The 25,396-nt window shown below is 35.6% G+C and carries 24 protein-coding genes; 20 read left to right on the forward strand and 4 right to left on the reverse strand.

Annotated elements, in window-relative coordinates:
- Positions 1-49 precede the first annotated feature (49 nt).
- Both ATN92_RS04625 and ATN92_RS04630 read left to right on the forward strand, forming a co-directional pair.
- The gene (locus tag ATN92_RS04625) at positions 50-202 is read left to right on the forward strand and encodes a DUF6095 family protein (protein WP_156638760.1); all 153 of its coding nucleotides are present in this window, start codon (positions 50-52) and stop codon (positions 200-202) included.
- Positions 203-265: 63 nt separating this feature from the next.
- A complete protein-coding gene (locus ATN92_RS04630; RefSeq protein WP_156638761.1) occupies positions 266-439 on the forward strand; it encodes a hypothetical protein in 174 nt (57 codons plus the stop codon).
- Positions 440-518: 79 nt separating this feature from the next.
- On the opposite strand, the gene ATN92_RS04635 is transcribed toward ATN92_RS04630, so the two are convergent.
- Positions 519-1,463 (reverse strand): Dyp-type peroxidase, encoded by a 945-nt coding sequence (locus ATN92_RS04635; protein ID WP_056953198.1) that lies wholly within the window; start codon positions 1,461-1,463, stop codon positions 519-521.
- A 152-nt stretch (positions 1,464-1,615) separates the two neighbouring features.
- Here ATN92_RS04635 and ATN92_RS04640 point away from each other — a divergent pair, with 152 nt between their 5' ends.
- The 5 genes from ATN92_RS04640 to ATN92_RS04660 all read left to right on the forward strand — a co-directional run bounded on the left by ATN92_RS04640 (position 1,616) and on the right by ATN92_RS04660 (position 8,478).
- On the forward strand, positions 1,616-2,605 hold the full coding sequence (locus tag ATN92_RS04640) for a choloylglycine hydrolase family protein (protein WP_056953200.1): 990 nt from the start codon (positions 1,616-1,618) through the stop codon (positions 2,603-2,605).
- Between the two features lie 250 nt (positions 2,606-2,855).
- Positions 2,856-3,584 carry a GntR family transcriptional regulator gene (locus ATN92_RS04645; RefSeq protein ID WP_056953202.1) on the forward strand — a complete coding sequence of 243 codons (729 nt, stop codon included), beginning with the start codon at positions 2,856-2,858 and terminating at the stop codon, positions 3,582-3,584.
- Positions 3,585-3,684: 100 nt separating this feature from the next.
- Positions 3,685-6,036: a phosphoketolase family protein gene (locus ATN92_RS04650; protein WP_056953203.1), complete on the forward strand. Its 2,352-nt coding sequence runs from the start codon at positions 3,685-3,687 to the stop codon at positions 6,034-6,036.
- A 442-nt stretch (positions 6,037-6,478) separates the two neighbouring features.
- Positions 6,479-6,664, forward strand: a complete 186-nt coding sequence (locus ATN92_RS04655; protein ID WP_025085405.1) for a hypothetical protein — start codon at positions 6,479-6,481, stop codon at positions 6,662-6,664.
- Between the two features lie 176 nt (positions 6,665-6,840).
- On the forward strand, positions 6,841-8,478 hold the full coding sequence (locus ATN92_RS04660) for a BspA family leucine-rich repeat surface protein (protein WP_056953204.1): 1,638 nt from the start codon (positions 6,841-6,843) through the stop codon (positions 8,476-8,478).
- Between the two features lie 468 nt (positions 8,479-8,946).
- Here ATN92_RS04660 and ATN92_RS04665 read toward each other — a convergent pair whose 3' ends face one another.
- Positions 8,947-9,336, reverse strand: a complete 390-nt coding sequence (locus ATN92_RS04665; protein WP_054643462.1) for a winged helix-turn-helix transcriptional regulator — start codon at positions 9,334-9,336, stop codon at positions 8,947-8,949.
- 47 nt (positions 9,337-9,383) lie between these two features.
- Entirely contained in the window at positions 9,384-10,586 is a 1,203-nt protein-coding gene (locus ATN92_RS04670) for an MFS transporter (protein WP_056953206.1), read from the reverse strand.
- Between the two features lie 461 nt (positions 10,587-11,047).
- On the opposite strand from ATN92_RS04670, the gene ATN92_RS04675 reads away from it, so the two are divergent.
- Genes ATN92_RS04675 through ATN92_RS04685 form a run of 3 tightly spaced genes read left to right on the forward strand, consistent with a single transcriptional unit; the run spans position 11,048 to position 13,676 of the window.
- On the forward strand, positions 11,048-12,013 hold the full coding sequence (locus ATN92_RS04675; protein WP_056953208.1) for an ABC transporter substrate-binding protein: 966 nt from the start codon (positions 11,048-11,050) through the stop codon (positions 12,011-12,013).
- Between the two features lie 9 nt (positions 12,014-12,022).
- Positions 12,023-12,973 (forward strand): ABC transporter permease, encoded by a 951-nt coding sequence (locus ATN92_RS04680; RefSeq protein WP_056953210.1) that lies wholly within the window; start codon positions 12,023-12,025, stop codon positions 12,971-12,973.
- A complete protein-coding gene (locus tag ATN92_RS04685) occupies positions 12,921-13,676 on the forward strand; it encodes an ABC transporter ATP-binding protein (protein WP_082604550.1) in 756 nt (251 codons plus the stop codon). Before ATN92_RS04680 ends, ATN92_RS04685 begins: the two co-directional genes overlap by 53 nt.
- Before the next feature lie 956 nt (positions 13,677-14,632).
- On the opposite strand, the gene ATN92_RS04690 is transcribed toward ATN92_RS04685, so the two are convergent.
- Positions 14,633-15,436, reverse strand: coding sequence for a tyrosine-protein phosphatase (locus ATN92_RS04690; RefSeq protein WP_056953214.1), 804 nt, complete (start codon positions 15,434-15,436; stop codon positions 14,633-14,635).
- A gap of 65 nt (positions 15,437-15,501) precedes the next feature.
- Between ATN92_RS04690 and ATN92_RS04695 the strand changes: the two genes are divergently transcribed.
- The 10 genes from ATN92_RS04695 to ATN92_RS04740 all read left to right on the forward strand — a co-directional run bounded on the left by ATN92_RS04695 (position 15,502) and on the right by ATN92_RS04740 (position 25,394).
- Positions 15,502-16,611, forward strand: coding sequence for a glycerate kinase (locus ATN92_RS04695; protein ID WP_056953216.1), 1,110 nt, complete (start codon positions 15,502-15,504; stop codon positions 16,609-16,611).
- An 83-nt stretch (positions 16,612-16,694) separates the two neighbouring features.
- Entirely contained in the window at positions 16,695-17,183 is a 489-nt protein-coding gene (locus tag ATN92_RS04700) for a universal stress protein (RefSeq protein ID WP_056953222.1), read from the forward strand.
- A 47-nt stretch (positions 17,184-17,230) separates the two neighbouring features.
- The gene (locus tag ATN92_RS04705; protein WP_056953229.1) at positions 17,231-17,776 is read left to right on the forward strand and encodes a DNA-3-methyladenine glycosylase I; all 546 of its coding nucleotides are present in this window, start codon (positions 17,231-17,233) and stop codon (positions 17,774-17,776) included.
- Positions 17,777-18,107: 331 nt separating this feature from the next.
- Positions 18,108-18,596 (forward strand): hypothetical protein, encoded by a 489-nt coding sequence (locus ATN92_RS04710; RefSeq protein ID WP_056953237.1) that lies wholly within the window; start codon positions 18,108-18,110, stop codon positions 18,594-18,596.
- Complete coding sequence (locus tag ATN92_RS04715) at positions 18,596-19,417, forward strand: ATP-binding cassette domain-containing protein (protein WP_056953243.1); 822 nt, start codon at positions 18,596-18,598, stop codon at positions 19,415-19,417. The genes ATN92_RS04710 and ATN92_RS04715 overlap by 1 nt, the downstream gene beginning before the upstream one ends.
- Positions 19,407-20,081 carry a hypothetical protein gene (locus ATN92_RS04720; RefSeq protein WP_056953244.1) on the forward strand — a complete coding sequence of 225 codons (675 nt, stop codon included), beginning with the start codon at positions 19,407-19,409 and terminating at the stop codon, positions 20,079-20,081. Before ATN92_RS04715 ends, ATN92_RS04720 begins: the two co-directional genes overlap by 11 nt.
- Positions 20,082-20,149: 68 nt before the next feature.
- Positions 20,150-20,674 carry a GNAT family N-acetyltransferase gene (locus ATN92_RS04725; protein ID WP_056953245.1) on the forward strand — a complete coding sequence of 175 codons (525 nt, stop codon included), beginning with the start codon at positions 20,150-20,152 and terminating at the stop codon, positions 20,672-20,674.
- A 117-nt stretch (positions 20,675-20,791) separates the two neighbouring features.
- A complete protein-coding gene (locus tag ATN92_RS04730) occupies positions 20,792-21,961 on the forward strand; it encodes a metallophosphoesterase family protein (RefSeq protein WP_056953246.1) in 1,170 nt (389 codons plus the stop codon).
- Positions 21,962-21,973: 12 nt separating this feature from the next.
- Complete coding sequence (gene asnB / locus ATN92_RS04735; protein WP_056953247.1) at positions 21,974-23,869, forward strand: asparagine synthase (glutamine-hydrolyzing); 1,896 nt, start codon at positions 21,974-21,976, stop codon at positions 23,867-23,869.
- A 304-nt stretch (positions 23,870-24,173) separates the two neighbouring features.
- Positions 24,174-25,394 (forward strand): carboxylate--amine ligase, encoded by a 1,221-nt coding sequence (locus tag ATN92_RS04740; protein WP_056954025.1) that lies wholly within the window; start codon positions 24,174-24,176, stop codon positions 25,392-25,394.
- The last annotated feature ends 2 nt before the right edge of the window (positions 25,395-25,396 follow it).

Below are 25,396 nucleotides of genomic sequence, written 5' to 3' on the forward strand. Positions count from 1 at the left end.
ATATCATAACCTAAGTATACTAAATATCAATTATAAGGAGTGTTAATATATGCAAATAATTTTATCAATCTTACTATTCATTGTGGGGATTGCTGTCATGGCGGTTTCTTTCAAGGCAAAAAAAGAAGTAGTTTATTATGCACTCCTTGCTGCGGGCTTAGTTTTGTTTTTCGCAGGTATTTATTTTATCTTCCCAAAATAAATAATGCCAAGTGGACATGAGACTGATATAATCTAGTCGTATCAAATAGGGGAGGTAATTTCCATGATTCTAAAAAAGACAGCTCTTCTGGTTTTAGTTTCAATCATTCTAAGCATGATTGAAATGACCGTCGATCCCGCATTTATTTTGGGCAGAGCTTCCTTAGTATTTTCTGGATCGTTGATGTTTTTACTATCATTGCTATTTGTTAGACGTTTGTGGAAGTATACAAACTAAAATGAGGTCAAAAAAGGAATCATCTCCAAATGAATGGAAATGATTCCTTTTTTGTTTCATAAATGTTTCACAGGGAACACTAGTAGTCGCCGTCAGCAATTTTTTCTAAGGTAGTCTTAGAAGGAATAAAGAATAAATTACCGGTAATTGGAGTACTGAAGTCTAACAAACGGTCACTCTTAGTAAACATATTAGTTAACATACGATTAGTAATTGCAAAATCTTTAGAGTAACCAATGAAGTAGGTACCAGTTACGTCTTTAGCTGGATCTGAGAATGGCACATTCATTCTGACAATCTTGTGTTCAACACCACCTTCTTCATCTTTAGAAACGACATTGTGAGCATTAGGTAACTTCTCTTCATCAGTTAATTCACGATCAGAGAATTTGTGACGACCAATAGCTTTTTCTTGATCTTCAGTCTTTAACTTTTTCCAAGCATCCATATTGTGGATATACTTTTGAGCAAAAGCATAGGAACCGTTGGTAAATTCGGGATCTTGTTCTTCGTCAATTAGAGTGTAATCCATTGATTCGATGCCAGCAGGGTTTTCGGTTCCATCGATAAAACCGACAATAGAACGTCCTTCCATATATCTGAAACCGTGAGTTTCGTCTTCAACAGTTGTAATAGGACGTAAAATTTCCATGAATTGATCCATTAATTCATAACAAACAGCCATTTTTTTGGAACGAATATGAATGAATAAATCACCAGGCGTCGAGACGGCCGTATATTTAGGTCCCTTGATTTCTTTAAAGTTTTCTAGTTCTTTTGGCTTTGGAGCATTTGGGAAAAGATAATCCCATGCATCTGATCCAAATCCCCAAGCAATATGTGCCTGAGCTTCGGGGTCACGAATCCGCATACTGTTGATAATTGAATTAGACATATCGGAAAATTCAGCAATGGCGTCGCGGTCAGCCTCTAAATCGTCATGCTTCAACATCAATGTTGTAAAAATAACACTTTCCCCAGCGTCTTTGTACACGTCTTGGGCTTTTTTAATATCTACAGTCATGAATCTACCTCCAGAAAATCTGTTTATACAGTCAGCTTATCATACTATTCAAAAAGTAGTTATTATTAAAATTCGTAAAATAAAATTCTTGATAATGTTAAAAATTAAGATAATAATAATTTTAATAAGGTCGTTGAAGGGAAGAATAATATATGTGTACTAGTCTTAGTCTCGAAGCTTTGGATGGTTCAAAATTTTTAGCCAGAACAATGGATTTTGCTTTTGAATTGAATGGTCGTCCAACATTTTTACCAGAAAATTATCAATGGGTTTCTTCATATGATAAGAAAGAATATAACAGCAAATACGCTGTCATGGGAACGGGTGCTAAGTATGGTGCTAATTACATGGTGGCTGATGGTTTCAATGAATACGGTTTGTCAGCCGCTGAATTGTATTTTGCCAATGCTGCTAAATATGACAAAGACCCCGTTGAAGGTGAAATGAATCTGGTTGCCGAAGAATTTATCCTCTGGGCTTTGGGTAATAATAAATCAATTGAAGATTTGAAAGAGAATCTCAAACAAGTTCATTTAATCGAATCAGATCGTGGTGTTATGAAACAGAATCAACCACTACACTGGATTTTTAGTGACGCTACTGGCGCCACTTACATCCTTGAACCAGAAGGAAATGGTCTAACTCTTCAAGAAGATAAAGTTGGAGTTATGACTAATACACCGGACTACAATTGGCATAAGACTAACTTGGCTAATTATTTAGGCGCTCAAACAACTAACTTTTCTGCAAAAACATTTGGTGACCAAGAAGTTATTCCATTAGGTCAAAATGGTACCTTCAGATTGCCTGGTGGTTACACTGCCGTTGATAGATTTGTTAGAACAGCTTTCATGCGTCAAAATACTGAAACACCTAAGGACAGTCATCAAGCTGTTAATACTATTTTGCATATGCTCGATAGTGTAACAATTCCTCGTGGCGTTAATATCAAGGCTAATGGTGAATCAAGTTATACTCAATATCAAACTGTACTTGATATGACTAACCGTGCCATGTACTTTGTGCCTTATGGTAATCGTAAAGTTTATTCAGTTAAGATGACTGATGATTTGATTAAAAATCAAAAAGAACCAAAAGAATTCCCAGTTAACTTAGATCAAGAATTCGAAGCATTAAATTAATAGGTCAAAAATTTGAGAGTATATTCTCAACTAAAAAATGTTCATATCAATCGATATTATATTGGTTGATGTGGACATTTTTTATTAAAATTAACGATCATATTCCAGCAATATCGGAAAGTAAGTAAAAAAACAAGAGACCAATATTTTTCTGGTATGTAAATAAGACTGATTATAAGGTATACTGGATTCGAAAGATAGTTACCATGTATGAAATTGGGTCGTTCCAATTTATGAAACGAGGAAAATTATGGCAGATTTAGTTTATCAAAAAATTATTACATCTTTAAAAAAGGCAATTGATGACGGTGAATATTCAGATATGCGCTTGCCCGATGAACGTTCTCTTGCTGAAAGTTATAGCGTCAGTCGAAGTTCTATCAAACGTGCTTTAGGATTAATGGCTGATCAAGGAATTATTTTTAAAAAGCGTGGCTCGGGTACTTTTGTTAATCCCTTATATTTGAAACAAGGTTCGTCGTTCAGCTATAGTGGTAAGAATTTGGGTATCACTGATAGTTTCAATGCAAACGGACAAAAGCCAGGGGTAAAGGTACTAAAATTCGATGTTGTTCATCCTGATAAGGACTTGCAAGACAATTTGTTTTTAAAGCCAAGTGAATTTGTTTATTCATTCGAACGTTTACGCTTTTTGGACGATGTTCCATTCATGATCGAAACAGGTTATATTCCTATTAAGTTGGCTCCGGAATTGTCTGAGCAAATTGCTTCCGAATCTATCTTTAATTATGTAGAGTCTGAGTTAGGAAAAGAAGTTAATAAAACTTACTTAACAATTTCAGCGCAACCATCTGATGAAGAGGGCAAGGAATTGTTGAATTTGTCAGCTAATGAACCAGTAGGTCTCATGGAAGGTATTTTCTTCCTAGATGATGGAACTCCATTTGAATTCTCAACAATGAAGCTTCATTACAAGTACTTTAAGTATGATTCGTTTGTTGATCTAGGTAATAAGTAAGCATTTACAATAATTGGGTCGAACCAATTATAAAAGTGGTTGACTTTTACTTAAAAACTAGTTATGATTACATTGTAAAAACTTAAGGAGTGTGCTGGTAATGACTGATTACTCATCAAAAGAATATTTAAGTTTAGTTGATAAATATTGGCGTGCAGCCAACTATGTTTCTGTTGGACAATTATATTTAAAAGATAATCCTTTATTAAGACGTGAATTAAAAGCTAGTGATGTTAAGGTTCATCCAATCGGACATTGGGGAACTATTGCTGGTCAAAACTTTATTTATGCTCATTTGAACCGTGCTATTAACAAGTACGGACTAAAGATGTTCTATATCGAAGGCCCTGGTCATGGTGGGCAAGTTATGGTTTCCAACTCATACTTGGATGGAAGCTATACTGAAACTTATCCTGAAATTACAGAAGATACTAAGGGTATGCAAAAACTCTTCAAGCAATTCTCATTCCCAGGTGGTGTTGCATCTCATGCTGCCCCTGAGACACCAGGATCAATGCATGAAGGTGGAGAATTAGGTTATTCTCTATCACACGGTGTTGGTGCAATTCTTGATAATCCTGACGAAATCGCTGCAGTAGTTATTGGTGATGGTGAATCTGAAACTGGCCCATTGGCTGCTTCATGGTTCTCAAATGTCTTCATTAACCCTGTTGATGATGGTGCTGTTTTACCAATCTTGAATCTAAATGGTTTCAAGATTTCTAACCCAACAATCTTGTCACGTAAGAGTGATGAAGATCTAACTAAGTACTTCGAAGGTATGAGTTGGGATCCAATGTTCGTTGAAGGAACAGATCCTCAAAAGATGCATCCAGAAATGGCTAAGACTGTTGATGCTGCTATCGAAAAGATCAAGAGTATCCAAGAAGAAGCTAGAAAACATCCAGCTTCAGAAGCTAAGATGCCTAAGTGGCCTGTTATCATCTTCCGTGCACCTAAGGGCTGGACTGGTCCAAAGACATGGGATGGCGAACCTATTGAAGGTTCATTCAGAGCTCACCAAATTCCAATTCCTGTTGACCAAAATGATATGCAACATGCAGACAAATTGGTTGAATGGTTGGAATCATACAAACCAGATGAATTATTTGATGAAAATGGTACTTTGAAGTCAGAAATCGCTGCTATTACACCTAAGGGTCAAAGCAGAATGGCTATGAACCCAATCGTTAATGGTGGGGTTGATCCAAAACCTCTTAAATTACCAGACTACAAGAATTACGCTTTGAACTTTGACAAGCGTGGTGCAACAAATGCTCAAGATATGATCGAATTAGGTAAATATTTGAACGGTGTTATCAAGGATAATCCTGACAACTTCAGACTATTTGGGCCTGATGAAACAATGTCTAACCGTTTGTATGGTGCATTTGAAGCAAGTCCTCGTCAATGGATGGAACCTGTTCATGAACCTAATGATCAATACGAAGCACCAGCTGGTCGTATTATTGATTCACAACTTTCAGAACATCAAGCTGAAGGATTTAACGAAGGTTATACTTTGACAGGTCGTCATGGTATGTTCGCAAGTTACGAAGCCTTCTTAAGAGTTGTTGATTCAATGTTGACACAACACTTCAAGTGGTTAAGAAAAGCTAACGAATTGAGCTGGAGAAACAAGTATCCTTCACTAAACGTTATTGCTACATCAACTGCTTTCCAACAAGATCATAATGGTTACACTCACCAAGACCCTGGTATCATTACTCACTTGGCTGAAAAGAAACCAGAATACATCCGTGAATACTTCCCAGCTGACACAAACTCATTGCTTGCTGTTATGCCTAAGATTTTGGATGACCAAGAAAAGATCAACTTATTGGTAACTTCAAAACAACCAAGACCTCAATTCTACTCAATTGAGGAAGGTGAAGAGTTGGCTGATAAGGGACTTAAGGTTATTGACTGGGCATCAAATGACAACGGTGATCCTGATATCGTTATCGCTTCTGCTGGTACAGAACCTAACCTTGAATCATTGGCTGCTATCAGTATTCTAAGAAAAGAAAAACCAGAAATTAAGATTAGATACGTCAACGTTGTTGATCTATTGAAGTTGAGATCACCAAGAGTAGACCCTCGTGGTTTAACTGATGAACAATTCAACTCAATCTTCACAGTTGACAAGCCAGTCTTGTTTGCCTTCCATGGTTTCGAAGACATCATTAAAGATATCTTCTTTGACCGTGCAAATCACAACCTATACGTTCATGGCTACCGTGAAAATGGTGATATCACAACACCATTCGACATGCGTGTTGTTAATGAGATGGATAGATTCCACTTGGCTGAAGAAGCTGCTGTTGCTGTACAAGGCGACGGTGCTAGCGACTTTGCTGACGAAATGGAAGCTATTGTTGATAAACACAACAAGTACATCCGTGAATACGGTGATGATTTGCCAGAAGTAAGAAACTGGACTTGGGAATAAAATATTTAATCGTTGAACATTAAGAAATTGGGACTAGGTAATCATATTTTGATTGCCTAGTCCTTTTTTTGAAAAATTATGAATGAAATTAAAAAGAATATAAGTTAACAATAATAATTAAGTGTTCACGGATTGTTAACAACTGTTTGTAAAGACCGTCACACCAGCACTTATAGACTAAATAAATTTAAAAATAATTGAATAAGTTTAATTTTAATATTCAAAAGAAAATATCTTAGAAAACTTTGAATGTTTTCTGAAATCCTAGTCGCAGTAGAGTTCTAACCTTAATTTTTTCTAAGATAATAATACGGTTTATTAGAAAGAAAAATAGAACTCTGAAAACGGCTGTAAGTACTGATCTGATGGGTTGTAAATCACTTTTTACCATGATATTATCATCTATGGAAAAAAGAGAAAGAACACTTAAGGGGTGGATATTATGACAACAAGAAACGTAAAATTCATGAAAGTTGCACTAATGGCGGTAGTGGCCATGTTATTAATGATTTTATTCGTTTTACAAAGCCGATACTCCATTCCAGTTGCTGGTTTAGCACTAATTGCTTTAGCAGTATACTCAGAAGATAGAATTTCAAAACATCACACATTCAAATATACTATTTAATCAAATAGTACTAGTAAATTAAGGAAGTCCAAATGGGCTTCCTTTTTTTGTCTTGAAAAAACTCACTATTATCAAAAATATATGGTGCTATAATAATTTTAATTAAAAGAAGGGGCTGAAATGATTTGAATAGGGGACACAAATTAAGTATTTTGATTAGTTCACTGGGGTTGTTTATGGCTCTGGGATTTTTTGCCAATGCTACTGAAGTTCAAGCGCAGACAGATCCGATTAATTTAGACGATACAAATGTGACACTTAGTAGCATTAAATATGCTGGTGTCGATGGAACGAGTCAGTGGTACATCTCAAATGATGATGTTTTACACATCAAGTCAGGAACCCTTGCTAGTGGTTCTTTGGGAAAAAGTTTAGCAGTTGATGAAACTAAATATTCTAAAGTTAAATTTGCTGACGAAAAGCAGGATATAAAGAGAATCGTTTTTGATGGAAATGTTTATTTGCCACAGGATTCATCTTGGCTTTTCACAGGTTTGGGAAATAATCTGGATGGAACTTCTGGATTGATTGAAATCAAAAATGCCGATAGATTAAATACTAGCAATGTAAAAGATATGAGTCATATGTTTGATGGCTTAAGTAGTCTGAAATCAGTTGATGTTTCGACTTGGGATGTTTCTGGAGTTATGGATATGAGTTACATGTTCAATAACACCGGATTAGCTATGATCGACGTCACTAACTGGGATACTAGTAATGTTTTGAATATGAAGAATATGTTCAGTTCTAATCCTGAACTGGAGTCTTTGAATGTTTCCAACTGGAATGTTGTTAATGTGAAAAATATGTCGGATATGTTTATGCGAGTTGATCAATTAAAGACGTTGAATATTTCTAATTGGAATATCATTAATGTTGAAAAAATGAATCATATGTTCAGTGGCGCCAGGAATTTAAAAGAATTAGATTTTAGTCATTGGGATAATAAACAAGTCAAAGCAACTGGACTTTTGTCAGGAACTAATTTAAAACGAATGGTTCTGTCACCTAATTTTTCACTTAAACATTCATATCTGGGTCAAGATCAGAATGGTAATGATAATTTACAAACATGGTTGATTACTGATAAGAATGGTAATAAACGTGTTGTTAAGAGTGAGCAATTAATTAAGGCAAGATACGTAGGAATTGCAAGTAGTGCTAAAAACTTAGCAGTGTTTGACGTTAATATTCCTAATAATCTCAATCAACATTTGGTCAATAAGAATGTTAAGGGAACACTCAAAAACGGAACTGCGACTCTAACAATTAAAATTCCGCAAAAAAGTGGCTATAAAGTTAATAAAAGTTTAATTACATTCACAGTTAATGTAGCTAAATTGCAGGCTACTAAGGGCCGTTACATCGTTTCCTTACCAGAACGGGTAATTTATAAGAAAAGTATCTCAAGAGGGCAGGTAAGCTCCGTGAGCCATCTAGTAACGACACTACCTAATAAAAAGGTTGAAATTTATAATGATAATGCTCAGAAAACAACAGATAAATTGACCTCACAAACAAACTGGTTGAGTGACAGACGTATGAAAGATGGTTCCACTTATTATCGTGTGGCAACTGACAAATGGGTTAAGGATGATGATGTTTATGTTTATCAGCCTCAAACATTTATCGTGCAAACAGGCAATCAAAATGATGAACTAGTTGATGCACAAGGACAGACCGTACCTCAAAGAAATCTTTCAGCTCAAACAAGTTGGCAGGTAGATCGTTTAGCATATTTAGATGGAAAAACTTACTATCGAGTAGCAACAAATGAGTTCGTCCCTACAACAGACGTTACGATTGTAAAATGAGTTTAACTGCCGTCGTCCGCAAAATCTCCTGTAGACCACTGGAATGTGGTAGACACGGCTTGAAGCCAATTGAAAATCACAATTGTCTCCAAGTCCGGTCTTTGCCTAAACGATAAATCGTTAAGGCAAATTTTACCACTGAGGGTCTACAGGAAATTTTGCTACCGACTAGTGAACGTGTTTTATTCTTTATCTCAATCAGCTCAAAAAACAAATAATAGCATCTATTCTAGAACAGCAATCTTTACTTTTTAGTAGGGATTGAAATTCAGAATAGGTGCTATTATTTTGGATTAAAAATTTAGAATATTAAATTTGGATAGAATAAATATTTAGGTCGGAGCAACAAGAAAATTGGCTCAGCCATGAAATTTATCTTAGCAATTTATTGCTTAGATAAAGGTCAAACTTGAAGATCCATGGCGTTCCAGCCAAGTTTTCTTGTTGTGGAGGCCGGCATATTTAACCTTAATCTGCATAGGGAAGTGGATCTGCGGATACGTCCTCTTTGTTCAGTAAGATGATATTTTCACCTTTTTGCTTGCGACGTTCGATATCTTTTTCGCCCCAAACACAAAGATCTTCGAGAATCTTGTTGAGTGATTCGCCGTAATCAGTTAAAGAATACTCGACCTTTGGTGGAATCTGACTGTAAACTTTACGATTGATAATACCGTCGTCTTCCAATTCTCTTAATTGCTGAGTTAACATTTTTTGAGTGATATTTGGGATGGCTCGACGCAATTCTCCAGTTCGCATGATGCCATGTTTGAGATGGCAAAGAATTATTGGTTTCCATTTGCCACCAATAATTCTCATTGTATCTTCAACGCCAATGTTATAAATTGCTTGTTTCATAAAAACCATCCTCCTTAGTATTTGTATATTAACATCACTATTTAGTCTTAGCAATTTTCTACTTCTGGTTCGACTTCAGGACTGTTTTCCATTTTCATAAGAACAGCAATCAGAATAATTCCAACTACTAGCATTGCAATTCCTAACCAAGGTGTATTAATAAGTTGATTATGAGCGACTGCTTGTCCTCCAATAGTTGAACCTAAAGTGATTCCTACGTTGAAGGCTGAAATATTTAACGCAGAAGCCAATGGGACTTCGTTAGGCGTGTATTTTTCAGCTAATTGAACAATGTATAACTGCAAGCCAGGAACGTTCATAAAGGCAAATAGACCTAATAAAAGAATGGCTAGTAAGCCTAAGAAGTGAAAATTGATAACCAAACGAGTGATCAGTAAGGCAATTCCTAAACCAAGGAACATTTTCAAAAGAGCGCTTAGAGGTCTTTTGTTAGCCCATTTTCCACCAAGAGTATTACCAATAGCAACAGCGACTCCGTAAAAAATCAAGATGATGACAATGGCACTTTCTGACCAGCCCATATTTTTATTCAGGATAGTTGTTAGATAAGTGTAAACGGGGAAAGTTGCTCCATAGCCTAGGGCTGTGATAAGCAAAATCAAGAGTAATTGAGGTTGTTTGAGAATCTTCCAAATACCTTTGATACTAGTTGGTTTTGGTAATGGTAGTTCATTTGGTACTAAGATGATATTTGTGATCAAACCGACTAGTCCTAAGGCTACTAAGAAGAAAAAGGACATTCGCCAGTTAAAAGTTTGACCAATAAAAGTTCCTAGTGGAACACCTGTAATTGTGGCAACTGTTAGGCCGGTAAACATAACAGCAATAGCTGAAGCACGTTTGTTAGGTGCTACCACGTCAGCGGCAATCAATGATGCGATTGTCATGAAAATTCCGTGGGAAAGAGCGGCAATAACACGGCCAGCTAAAAGAATGGCAAAACTGGGTGCTAGGGCAGCTAAAGTATTTCCGATGATGAAACTAATCATGATACCAATCAATAATTTTTTACGGTCCCAACGATTAGTGATCAAAGCTAAAATGGGAGCGCCAAACATGATTCCGGTAGCATAGATAGAAACGGTTAGGCCTCCTTGTGCAAGTGAGATACCAAATGTTTTAGTTAATAGTGGCATGATTCCTACACTGATAAATTCAGTAGATCCGATAGCAAAGGCACTGATAGCCAATGATAAAAGTATCCAAGTTGATGAAACTTTTTTATTCATAATTATTTTCCTCCTACAGCGAATAATGAGTATGTGAATCATTATATGTGGTTGGGAGAAATAAACAATTACGTACTTTAAAGTACAGTAGGTACTAAAAAGTACCTGTAAAGGCTAAATTAGATTTTTTTAATAAACTTATTGACATATTAATTTTTGAATGTTTAACTAGAGACTGTAAATTGCAAACGAGGAGAACTTTATTATGAAAATTAGTAAACAGTTGTCACATTTGAATAATCAATTTGCCTTTAGCTTTTTCTTTAGATAGCGTTTGTATTCAGTCTCTGGATGCGAACGCGTACGTGTTCGTATCTATTGATTGGCTAAAGCTATTAAACATGTCTTTGAAGCCAGATAGATACGGGTTGAATCTATCTGGAGATAAATTGCGCCCGGGCAAACCAGTTAGATTCAATACGAATCTAGCTGGTTTTTTTATATTCTCAGGAGGGTTTTTCATGAAAAAATATTTAATCGGATTAATGACAATTATGGCAGCAGTTATTCTAGCAGGATGTGCTAATAATTCAGCTGCAGACAAGAAAACAATCAATGTGGGAATTTTGCAAATAGTACCTCATGGTTCATTGGACGAGGCACGTAAAGGGTTCAAAGAAGAATTAAGTAAAGAAATTAAACAACACGATAAATCAATGAAAGTTAATTACAATTATCAAAATGCCCAAGGGGATCAGGCCAATTTAAATTCAATGGCTCAACAATTAACACAAAAGAAGAACGATTTGATTTTAGGAATCGCAACTCCTTCAGCACAAGCACTTGCTAAGAAAACTAAATCAACTCCAATCGTTGTTACAGCGGTAACTAATTTGAAGAGTGCTGGATTGGTAAAAGATGATCGTAAGCCAGCAACGAATGTTACTGGTACCAAAGATTTGGGTCCCGTGGATAAACAAGTCAAACTGTTAACAACTTTGACTAAGAGTTCTAAACCAATTGGTGTTATGTACAACTCATCTGAAGAGAACTCAGTTTTGCAGGTCAAAATGGTTAAGGAATATGCTAAGAATCATCATCTTAAATTGAATGTGGTTAGTGTCACAAGTACTAATGATGTTGCCAGTGCATTATCTGGAATGGCTGATAAAGTTTCTGGAATTTACTTACCAACTGACAACTTAATGGCTAGTTCTATGAAGACAATCGGTAAAAAAGCACGTGAGGCTAAATTGCCAGTTGTTACAGGTTCAATTGAAATGGCTGAAGATGGTGGTGTTGCTACATACGGAATCAATTACCATGATTTAGGTAAACAAACTGCCAAGATGGCTTACAAGATTTTGATCGATAAAAAGAAGCCTCAAGATATGCCTGTTGAAACTTCACATACTTTGAGACTTTACGTTAACAAGGCTAATGCTAAGGCTATCGGCATCGATCCAAGTAAAATTACGAAACCATAGGTGATAAAAATGATTATATCTAGTTTAGGACAAGGTTTATTGTGGGCGCCTCTAGCAATTGGTGTCTTCATTACATTTAGAATTTTAGACATACCGGATTTGACAACTGAAGGAAGTTTTCCCTTTGGAGCAGCTATTACTGTTAGCTTGATGATCAAAGGTCAATCGGCTATTACTGCAACAATTGTTGGTTTCTTGGCAGGGTGTGTGGCCGGGTTGATTACCGGAATTCTCGATACTAAATTGAAGATTCCCTCACTATTAGCCGGAATTTTGACGATGACCGGATTGTATTCTATCAATATGCACATCATGGGAAAATCCAATGTGCCACTTTTGACTCAAAAAGTTTTAACAGGCTATATGCCAGCTAGTTTGACAGTTGATATGCAAACTATCATGTTAGGAATCATCGTAGTTATTATTGTGATGGCAGTACTTTACTGGCTCTTCAAAACTCGTTTAGGTTTGTCACTGATGGCAACTGGTGATAATAAAAATATGTCCGCTGCCAATGGTATTAATACTGATGGGATGATTATTTTTGGTTACATGATTTCTAACGGATTGATTGCCTTATCAGGTGCCTTGATTGCACAAAACAACGGTTACGCTGATATCGGTATGGGGATTGGAACCATCGTTATTGGGTTAGCCTCAGTACTAGTCGGAGAAATTTTCCTACGAGGTAACAATATTTTGGTTAGATTGTCAGCGATGGTCTTAGGTGCCATTGTTTATCGTTTTCTTTTGACAGTTGCGATGAGCCTAGGATTCCCAGCCGATGATTTGAAAATTTTATCAGCGATAATTCTGATTATTATTATTTGCGTACCAATTATTCAGAATCGAATTAGAACTAAACGCCAATTGAAAAAGTATTTAGCACAAATGGAGGCCGAAGAAGATGGAAATATTACAAGTAAAACATCTGCAAAAAGTGTTCTTTCCCGGGACTAGAAACGAACGTCACGTTTTGGAAAATATTAATTTAAATGTTTACGAAGGCGACTTCATTTCAGTTATTGGAAATAATGGTGCCGGAAAGTCCACTTTGATGAATTCCATCGCTGGAACCTTAAGTGCTGATGCGGGAGAAATTGATTTGGTGAATCATAATGTTTCCAAGAAGTCAGTAGCTTATCGATCACGTTGGATGTCACGAGTTTTCCAGGACCCCAAGATGGGAACCGCTGGAGATTTGACAGTGATGCAAAATTTAGTTTTGGCCCAAAGTCACACGAAAACAATCAGTCTAAAGTGGTATCAGAAAAAAGCTGAAGAAGAGAAGTATTTAGCCTTATTGAAAACACTCAACATGGGTTTAGAAAACTTCTTGAATACACAAGTAAAATATCTATCCGGAGGGCAACGCCAAGCCTTGTCGCTTCTAATGGCAACTCTAAGTAAACCTAAATTACTATTACTAGATGAGCATACGGCAGCGCTAGATCCGAAGACTAGTCAAGAAGTAATGGCAATTACTGACAGTATCGTCAAAGAACAAAAGTTAACAACAATGATGATTACGCATAAAATGTCAGATGCTTTGAAGTATGGTAATCGTCTGATCATGGTACAAGATGGACAAATTAAACTAGATGTCAGCGGTGCTCAAAAGGATAATTTGGATAAGGCTGAATTGTTACAAGCTTTTGAGTAAAGAGATGGGGGACATAAATAGGCCATCTTCCGCAAAAATTGAAAATGCGGTGGAACGCTGTGGGCATGACTTGAAGCTAATTATTTTACACTTTGTGTGTAAAATAATGGATCTCCAAGATCAGCTTCATTGTAACCGGCAGAGCCGCTAACAATGATTTCACAACTGACCGCATTTTCAATTTTTACTCCAGACTGATAAACGACTCTATTTATTATCTTCCTTCTAATTTTTTGAAATAAATAATGGCAACCAGTTAGAGTCCTTACTTAAATTTGACTATGACGTAAATTTTTTTTATTACTGGGGATTAAATCCTAATTATTGGAAAGTTTAAATAGTAAATAAGGACGGCCTTCATTAAGTATTCAAACATATATGGCTTGAATACTTAATGGAGGCCGTTTTTTGATTCAAAAATTCTATTTGAACTTGTGTCGAGTTGAGGTTATCAAAATACTGCAATTTTGCTTGATAATATTAGAAACAAGGATACAGTCGGTAGTAAAAAATCTGTGGCCCCTCAGTGGTGAAGTTATACTTAGCTTGCGTAGCAAGGTTAGTATAAGACCGAACTTGGAGATCCATGATTTCGCACAAAGTGCGGAATTATTAGCTTCAAGTCGTGTCCACCACGTTCCAGTGGCCCACAGATTTTTTGCGGACGACGGCATGTTTCAGTTATATCAGTTAGTATTTAATTGCAATCAAACAAAAAAACAACCGCTGCAGGGGAACAGTAGTTGTTTTTAGTTTTAAGGGAAATTCACAAATCAGGGAGGAAAAGTGAATTATATTTTTTATTATGAGATTTTTATCTATTTTAGTTTTCTATATTTAAAAAGGGGGGATGTAAGTTAAGCTCAATTGCTTTCCTTTAACTTACAAACTACATATTAAACACTAAATGTGAAGAAAATGTGATAACAATATTCTGAAAATTAGAAGATTGAATCTTAATTCAAGTAGATTTTCTTCAAATCTCTTATTTCAGAAGGGGTTACCTGTAATTCATCTTTGATATAATTGTCTATATTACCAGACATTTTGGCGATTTCATCTTCAGCTGTTGCTAAATAATCAGTATGAACCGTCATCAAATCACGTACGGAACTTAAAACATTTTTGTCAGTGTAACCTTTGTTTTCAAGGTCTAAGATCAAATTGTCAACAAATCCTTTATTGGCCTTGTTAGTTAGTAAGTAGTCTTTCTTGATCTCATCCATAGGAACGCCAAGAACAGTTAATAGATAGACAGCTCCCATACCAGTTCTATCTTTACCGGCACTGCAATGGAAGAGCAAAACATCGTCTTCTTGGTCATTAGTTAATAATTTATCAAAAAATGTTCGATATGCGCCTTTCGCTTGGTCACCTGTGATAATATCACGATAAACGTCTTTCATATGATGAAAACCGTTAGTAGGGTCGCCACCAATTTCGGGAATAAAACTATCATTTTGAACTTTAGAAGCTTCGGTTTCATCGGCTTCAAAAACAGGATCAAAGACATATTCCGCACCGTCAGGAATACGATCAGGTTTATCGTTTACTTCCTCGTGTGAACGGAAATCGACATCATACTTTAAACCATAATTGCTTAAAAAATTAAGATCGTTGTCGGATAGATCACTTAAACCAGCTGATCTGAGAACTTTGTGGAACTTAATTGTTTTACCTTCAACGGTTTCATAGCCACCTAGTTCACGAAAATTGACACCTTTTTCAAGGTTTAGAACGCGCTTATTATTTTCAACCATACCTTTAACTACCTCTGCATATTTTTCTAATAATCATTATATCAAAAAGGAAGAGTCATCCCATTATGAAGTTTATTATTGCACCTGGAAAATATAGTAAAAACATTAGCTCAACTAAAATTGGTCAGGCCATTTATAGTGGCATCTCGCGTGCTATGCCGGATGCAAAAATAATTACCATGCCCGTCACTGACAGTAAAGATGGGATGCCAGCATTAATAGAGCATACTATTGGTGGGCATTGGGATGAAGTTTCTTATTTTGATGCTTTTTGGGAAAATCGAATGGGACGTTATCTCGTTACCCAGATCGGTAGTCAACTTACCGCTATTATGGATTCAGAGCAAGTAGTTGGGGTTGATTTAGCAAAAAATAAAAGCCGAAACGACTTGTTTCATGCGACAAGTTATGGATTAGGCGAATTTATCATGGATGCAGTCACGAATGGAATTAAAGATATTGTACTCTGTTTAGGAAAAACGGCTGTAGCTGATGGTGGTCTAGGAGCTTTACAAGCTTTGGGAGCCAAAATTTATGATGAGAATGGACAACTGATTCCTGAAGGTGAGAATCCTTTGATCAATGCCTTTCGTATTGATATGGAAGATGTTTATCAACTTTTGGGTGGAAGAACTCGGTTGACCGTTCTATTGAATTATTCAAGTCGTAAATTATCGGATAATGTTGAATATTTGAATGAAGCACAAGAAAGTTTTTTGGAAGATAATTTAGTTTTTATCACTGAAAAAATGAATCAGAAGTATAATTTAGATATACACCCAATGCCTCATTCTGACTCGATTAAGACTTTGGCTGGGGCTTTTGCAATGATTAATGCACGAATTTCTAGGTCATCATTTGAATGGGTAGCAAAGGTTACAGGAATGGAAGAAACAATTCGTTCCGCAAATATTTTAATTACCGCTACCGATAAAATTTCACGTGAAGCAATGCATGATGATATGTTGTATCACTTGAGTCGAATTGCCGGAGCTCAAAAAGTTCCGACATTTGCCTTATGTAATAATTTTGTTGATGACTTTCAAAGCTATGAACAACTTTTTACAGGGATATTTTCAACTCAGATGACAGAGTATGATGATGAAATGACGATGTTTGAGAACTATGAATCTGTTTCAAATCAGTTAGCACGGACATTGATGGCTTTCAAATAATTTTGTAAATTATTGAATAAAATATATGAATGCATTAATCTTACATTAGAAGGTATTCAATAAGCGCATTGGAGGATTGAATTATGGAACAAGACTATAAGAAGATTTTGGTTCCTGTAGATGGATCAAAAGAAGCAGAAATGGCTTTTAAAAAGGCCGTAACAGTTGCACAAATGAACGGTGGACACATCGATGTTTTAACAGTCTTAGATACAAAGCAATTCATCGGTTTACATGGTGGTATGTTGAATGGTGATGTTATCTATCAACTTTCCGAAGATGCGCAAAAGTATCTTACAGAATTAAAAGATGGTGCTGTTAAAGATGGCTTCAAAGAAGAAGACATTGATATCCACGTTCGTTTCGGTGAACCAAAGACAGTTATTTCTCAAGAATTCGTTGAAGAATACAAGAATGACTTGATTATGATTGGTTCAACAGGTATGAATGCTGTAACACGTTTATTAGTTGGTTCAGTTTCTGAATATGTTACAAGAAATGCTAGAACTGATGTTATTATCGTTAGAACAGATATCGATAATAAAAGATTTACTGATAAAAAGAAAAAATAATTTATATTAGGCTGGCGGTTGCCAGCTTTTTTAGTTTGGAGAAAAAGATGAGATGTGAGTGGGCTAATAGCTCTGAAGCAATGCAGGCATACCATGATAATGAGTGGGGCAAACCTAGCCGTGATGAACGCTACTTTTTTGAAATGTTGACACTAGAAGGTGCTCAAGCAGGATTATCTTGGGCGACAATTATTAAACGACGTGAGACTTATCGTCAGGCGTATGATAATTTTGAAATAGACAAAGTGGCATCATATGATCAAGAAAAACGAGATTCAATGTTACAGGATAAAGGTATTATTCGTAATCGCTTGAAAGTCGATTCTTCGATCAGCAATGCTCGTGTAATTCAAGAAATGCATCAAAAAGATGAAAAATTTTCTGATTATATTTGGAATTTTGTTGATAATAAACCAATAATTAATCATTATAGTGATATGAGCGAAATGCCTGCTCAAACTAAATTGTCACAGCAGATCAGTAAAGATTTGAAAAAACGCGGCTTTCGATTTGTGGGGCCAACGATTATCTATTCGTTTTTACAGGCTGTGGGAGTCATTAATGACCATATAGACTCCTGTAATTACAAGTAGAAATTAGTATAATGGTGTTAAGGGGTTCTTTCTTTATATGCCGTCCTCCGCAAAAATCTGATTTGGCTGGAACGTAATGGACACGACTTGGAGCCAATTGAAGTTCAAATTGTCTTCAAGTTCGGTCTTCTCCTCAGCAATAAATTGCTGAGGAGAATCTCACTACTGAGCCAATCAGCTTTTTGCTCCGGACTAGTAAATATTTCTATTTGTTGTTTTTTCTGAGTTATTTGAGGTAAGCAATAAAAAACGTTATCTAGTTGGGAACGAGCGGGAGACGGAATCCTAAACAAACCATACAAGAAAGAACCATTAAAGACGGAGGATGATTATGAATTCTGAGACTATTAGTAAATTAGCCGAAAAGCTTTATGAAGATAGAAAAGATATTGAAGATAAATCACAAAAATTTGACGCACAAGCAGTGTATGACATTTTAGATTCACTTGAGGTTTTAAGAAAACCGATTAAAGAATATTTTGATATGACCGAAGACGATTATTACCAAAATGAATCTGACCACCGTTTAACTTTGCAAAACCCTGATCATAAACTTAGTGAACTACATGATCGAGTACAAGTTAACCATGTCGATGGTTCTTTGGCTGGTCACAAGATCAACTTTACATATAACCATGAAGATCCATATGCAAGTGGTGATTATAAGGTTAAGACCGACATCAATTTGGTCAGTTTTGCATTTACCGTTATCGGAGCAGTTTATGACAATACCATTGTCGCTGATGTTAGAAATTCAGTTTCTAAAGATGCAATCCTTTCAATCGGACTAGCAGCACATGCTGTTGAGGAATGGCAATAATGGAATTAATATCAGTCAATGATTTATCATTGCAACGAGAGGGCTACTTTGCATTTAAGCATGTAGCTTTTTCTTTATCTCAAAATGAGATAGTTGGTATTAGTGGCGAAAATGGTAGTGGTAAAACACAGCTTTTAGAAACAATCGCAAATTATGAACAAGCCGATAGCGGCAAAATTGAATACACTCCTGGCGTCAGAATTGGATATATGCCACAAAATGATCCTCAAATCATTGAACAGACGGTTCGCAAATATCTTGAAGATATCAGACGTCTGTCTAAAGGTTTAGCTGTTCGGAAGGATCAATTGGATGCCATGGTTACTTATATGAAATTGGCACCATATTTAGATAGGACGGTTGATCAACTTTCATTAGGATTAAAACGTCGAGTTAGTTTCTTAGCAGCCGTAGTTGGTCATCCCAATGTTTTGTTGTTAGACGAACCTTTTGCTTTTCAAAGTGATGAGACAATTCAGAACATGTTAAGTATGTTACAGGATTTAAAAGATAATAGTTCGGGAATATTGCTTGCAGGAACTGAGCAGAATGGTGAAATATCTGAAATTTTAGATAATAGTTACCGTTTCGAAAATGGTAGGTTGCATCAACTACAAAGTTTAAAAACTAAAAATAGTCAGTTATTCTTCAGTGTTCACCACAATTCCATCGCTTTAACGCATGACTTGGTCGACTATATGACAAGAAATGCTAATGGGGTAGTAGAAATGAAGGTTCCTTTAGAGCAAAAGGACGCTATTATCGGTAAAATGATTGCCCTCAATTATCAATTTGAGGAGGCACATGATATTGAAAATTAAAGTATTGTTAAAAAATTATTTGCAATTTGTTTTTCAAGACTTTCTATACTTAACATTGTTGTTCTCCATTATTGTTTTTGGATTAACTGCAGATCATCTATTAAGTATTGATTATCATGAGAAATATAGCCTATTATTAATGGGGACATTTTTTTTATCATTATTTACAACGATGAATTTGTATCATAATGATAAAGTTTATAACCATTATTTAAAACAAAAAGTGAACAGCTACTGGTCAGAGGCCATCAGTCAGTTTTTGACGGCATTAATTTTAAATATAATTTCAGGAATATTGATTTTTATATTTAGTTTAATTCTCTGTAAAGATATATTTTTAGATGTTGTTGGAATAGTATCCTTGATTTCTGTAGGATTTTTAGGCAGTTCAATTGCGGCTTTATTCAAAATTCAATGGCAGAAACACTCTAGCTTGGGACAAATTGGAACATTAATCTTTGTTTATTTGGCCTTGTCAGGTAGTGTCGTCAGCATCTTTAAGAATATTGAGGTGATATTTCCACCTCTCTCGAGAATGATTATTAGTTTGCATAGTAATACTTCCATCGTTAAATTGTTACCTTTAGCGGGACAAACTTTTTTATACGCTTTAATATTATTTGTTATTAGTTGGTTTATTTATAAAAAAAATAAGAAAAGTTGAACAAAACTATTGCAATGAGGTATTCTTTTTTGTTTTAATATCCTGATGAAGTGAGGAGGCAAAATTTTATGAGCAATATTTATTTACGTCAATCCACAGTTGACGATTTGCCAAGAATTATTGATATCATCGGTGGCGCCAAAAGAACCCTACGGGACCGTGGCGTTGATCAATGGCAAGTGGGTTATCCCGATGAGAAAATCCTAGAACAAGATATTCAAGAAGATATAAGTTATGTTTTAATACTAGATGGTGAGGTAGTTGGAGTAGCTGCTTTGCAACAAGGTTACGATAAGAATTATCAGGATATGACTTCAGGGTCATGGTCGAAAAATTCAGATGTAACTTATTCCATTATTCACCGAATAGCTGTTGAACCAGGCCATCAAGGACAACATCTTTCAGCCGCTTTGATTCAACAACTATTAACAATCTCACATTACCTAGGTTACAGTGATGTCAGAATTGACACTCACCCTGACAATTTGGTAATGCAACATGTCATTACAAGTAATGGATTCGTTGAAAAAGGAACTATTACGATGGATGAAGATCATGGTATTAGAAAAGCTTATCAAATTCTCTTAAAGTAAGCGTCAAAGGATTATTTTTCATATCTTTGATATATAATTGAGCCATAATGAGACCATCGTGAGATGGTTTTTTTACTATAATTGTTTCCAGAGTATGGGATATTGGAGATCATAAAATTGAAAATCAAAAATATTGCAAGCAGAATGTTGACACCAAAGCCATCAGAATTCATATCAGCACACACTGATATGTTTTTGAAGCGGCTAAAGCCACGTCCTTTCGTTGTTGATTATATAAAGGGCGTTTATGATAATAACGTAAAGCCAAATGTTACTAGTGATACAGTAACGTTGTCCGTACTAACCGACACACATGCTAAAGCAATTGCCAGTGCGTCTTATTACGGTATCAATGGTGCACGTCATATTATTGAAGCTAATAATGTTAGTGATGCTGTCAACTTGGACTTAAATGTCCATCTGGGAGATTTAATTGATGGAAGTGATAAACCTGAGATCAGTCGAGGGCTATTACAATTTGCTGTTGAAAATTATCAAAAGAGCAAGGCACCGTTCTATCTTCTTGAAGGTAATCATGATGAGAATGACAAGTACGATGAACACAAGTTTTTCAGTTCAGCGTCATTTCAACGAGATGATTATGACTCATTAGTAACAAAGTATAATTTTGCACAACCAGATATTTTTAGACTAAATCCAGTATCTAAAGTTGGTTGGTATGACAAGGGCGATATACGAATCGTCTTTATTGATACTAGCGATATTCCTTATATACTTAGTAATGGTTCTAAGAAATATGATTTTAAGAAAGTTCGTGGCGTCAGAGAACAACAGTTAGAAGATTTGGTGAAAATCTTAGAAAATACTATTGATAAACATGTTATTGTAATGGGGCATGCTAATATTGTTAGTCCAAGTGGCCGGAGCGCTTTGAATTTTAATGGTGATTTGGTTCAACAACTATTAGTAAGCTTCAACAACAAAACTTCTGGCCAATTAAAAAATGAATTAACAGGAGATTTTGGAGTAAATTTACGCTATGATTTCTCGTCTACGGGCATTTCTAAGGTAACAACTTATATTTGTGGTCATATGCATTATGAAAAAAACTACAAAGTTTCTGAAATTAATCATATAATATTAAATTGTTCGGCCTTAATGGGTAAGAAACATGGTTTAACAACTGACTATAACAAGAAGTGGGACAGACGTTATAATGAAATCTCAGAATTAGCGGGCTATTTCATTAATATCGACCCGAACAAATTGCGCTTACAAATTTTCGGTTACGGAGCCGCTACAAGATATGTAAGTTTTGAAATATAAGGGAGAATTTTTATGTGTGGAATTGTCGGATTCGTAGATAAAAACATTACAGACAAGAAACCTGTAATTGAGGCTATGATGGATACGATCAAGCATCGTGGTCCAAATAGTTCTGGTGAATTATTGGATGGCGACGCTGCTTTAGGTTTCCGCCGCTTGAGTATTATTGATATTAGTAGTGGTATGCAACCTATTTACAACGAAGATAGATCAAAAGCTGTTATTTTTAACGGTGAAATTTACAATTACAAAGATGTTAGAAAAGATTTGAAAGAAGCAGGACACATCTTTACAACTGATACAGATACTGAAGTTCTTCTACATGGTTTTGAAGAATGGGGTATTGAAGGTTTACTTAAGAAGATTCGTGGAATGTTTGCTTTCGTAATTTATGACTTAAAGACTGGTGACATTACCGGTGCTAGAGATTTCTTTGGTATCAAGCCACTTTACTATTACAACCGTGAAGGTACATTTATTTTTGGTTCAGAAATCAAATCCTTCTTGAAAGAACCAAACTTCAAGAAAGAATTAAACAAAGCTGCTTTGAAGCCATATTTGACTTTCCAATATTCAGCTTTGAACGAAACATTCTTTAAGAACGTCTTCAGAATTCCTGAAGGTCACTACTTTACATATAAGAATGGCAAACTAAGCATCAAGAAGTACTGGGATATGTCCTTCAAAGAGAATAATTTGTCATTTGAAGAAACTGTTAAAAGAATTGACAAATCTATTCGTGAATCAGTTAATGAACACTCTATCAGTGATGTACCAGTAGGTTCATTACTATCTAGTGGTGTTGATTCAAGTTATGTTACAGCTGTTTTGAAACCACAACATACGTACTCAATCGATTTTGATACAAGTACATATGAAGAAGGTACTGCAGCTAAGATGTTGGCTGACAAATTAGGTCTAGAAAACACACGTGGTATCGTTACAAAAGAGGAAGCGGTCAAGTCAATTCCTCTAATTCAATACTATATGGATGAACCAGATTCAAATCCTTCATGTATACCACTTTACTTTTTAACTAAGTTAGCAAGTAAAGATGTAACGGTTATTCTTTCTGGTGAAGGTGCCGATGAATTGTTTGCTGGTTATGCAAATTATGGTTTCCACTCACATTCAAAGGTTATCCGTGTTGTAGCGGAAGATTTGAAACACTTACCAAAAGGTGTTAAGTACAAGTTGGCTCATGGTTTGAAGAAATTACCTAATTTCCCAGGCCGTTTACATTTGTATGAATCAACTGCTAAAGCTGAAGAATTCTTTATTGGACAAGCTAAGATCTTCAATGAAAAAGAAGCCGCTGACTTGGTTAAACCCGAATTTGAGAAGTCACGTTCTGTTAAAGATATCGTTATGAGAAGTTATAGCAAGGTTAGTGGTTATAACGATGAAGTTAAGAAGATGCAATATCTTGATCTTCACCAATTCATGTCAAATGATATCTTGCTTAAAGCCGACCGTATGAGTATGGCTAACTCCATGGAATTACGTGTACCATTCTTGGATAAAGAAGTTGCTAAGGTAGCTGCCGGTATTCCTACTAAGTATCTTTTGAATAGTAAAGATAGTAAGTATGCTTTACGTGTAGCCGCTGAACGTGCTTTACCTAAGGAATGGGCTAAACGTGAGAAACTTGGCTTCCCAGTGCCAATTCGTGACTGGATCAAGACTAAGGAAGTTTACGAACAATTCCGTGATCTATTCAGTGCTGACTTTGCCGCTGAATTCTTCGATCAAGATGCTATTTTGAAGATGCTTGATGGTTGTTACCGTGGTGAAAACGACGATCGCCGTAAAGTTTGGACAATTTACACATTCTTGATTTGGTATAAAGTCTTCTTTATTGATGATGGTAAGAAGCCAGATGTTGATCCTAAAGTTTTAGTAAATTAATATTTGAAAATAAAAATAATGTGATCTAATTATCACAGCAACACGAACAAAAAAGGCCGCAAATTCAGCTTGATGAGTTTGCGGTCTTTCATTTCGATACTCATAAAATTAGTATAATAATTTAAGAAAATAATAAGCCTCTCGGATTTAATATAAATGACGCTCTCGTTGTGCTAAATTGAGTATGGTATAATTTTGTGTGAAATGTGTGTAATTTTAAAAATAGAATTAATATAGTAAGAGGTTGATCCCTATCGAAACTGAATCAGGAAAAAAATTCACGCCCATTCTCTTGGGTAGTGATATGAATGTTTACGGAATGGCACGTGCTTTCCATGAACTCTATGGGGGCACTGTTAAAGCCTATGCCGAAATCCAATTGGCACCAACAAGATATACAAAAATCTTAGATTTGACTCTTTACTCAGGCTTTTCTGAAGACCCTGTTTTCATTGAAAAAATGCGTGAAATTGCTAAAGTTTACCAAAACCATGAAGAACCAGTTGTTTTAATTGGTTGTGGGGATGGTTATGCCGAACTTATTAGTAAACATAAGGAAGAGTTATCCAAGACATTTGTATGCCCTTATGTCGATTATGATTTATTAAAATCATTGAATAATAAAGAGAGTTTCTATCATGTGGCTGATGAACATGGTTTACCTCATCCACTAACAAAAATCATTACAAAAGATATGTATGAGAATAAGAATGATCTTGATGTTCCATTTGATCTCCCAGTGGCTTTGAAGCCAGCAAACAGTGTGGAATGGTTGGATATTCATTTTGAAGGTCGTAAAAAGGCTTTCATAATTCACTCTCAAGAAGAATATATGACTATTGTTGGTAAGATTTATGATAATGGTTATACATCTGATTTGATTCTCCAAGACTTTATTCCTGGGGATGATTCTAACATGCGTGTGCTCAACGCTTATGTTGACCAAGATCACCATGTTAAGATGATGTGTTTAGGCCATCCAATTTTGGAAGATCCTACACCACAATCAATTGGTAATTACGTAGCTATCATTCCTGAGTTCAATCAGGATGTCTATGATCAAGTTCAAAAATTCCTTGAGGATATTGAATTTACAGGCTATGCCAACTTTGATATGAAGTTTGATTCTCGTGATAATACTTTCAAATTCTTTGAAATCAACTTGCGTCAAGGAAGAAGTAGTTTCTTTGTTACGCTCAATGGCTATAATCTTGCTAAATATGTAGTGGAAGATTATATTGAGGGTAGTTTAGAAAACGAACCAACAGTTTATGCCAACAAGAACAAAGCACAACATAAATTGTGGTTAGGTGTACCAGTCAAGGTCTTCAATAAGTATGCAGCTGATAATGATGCTACTAAATATGCTGATGAATTAATCAAGCAAGACCGCGTTGGAACAACTGTTTTCTATAACAAAGACAACTCCTTTAGACGTTGGTTACTTTTGACATACATGTTCCACAATTATGTTAAGAGATTTGACAAATACTTCCAAGAGAATAAAGGACGCGACTTTAAATAACC

The sequence above is a fragment of the Companilactobacillus bobalius genome (assembly GCF_009764355.1).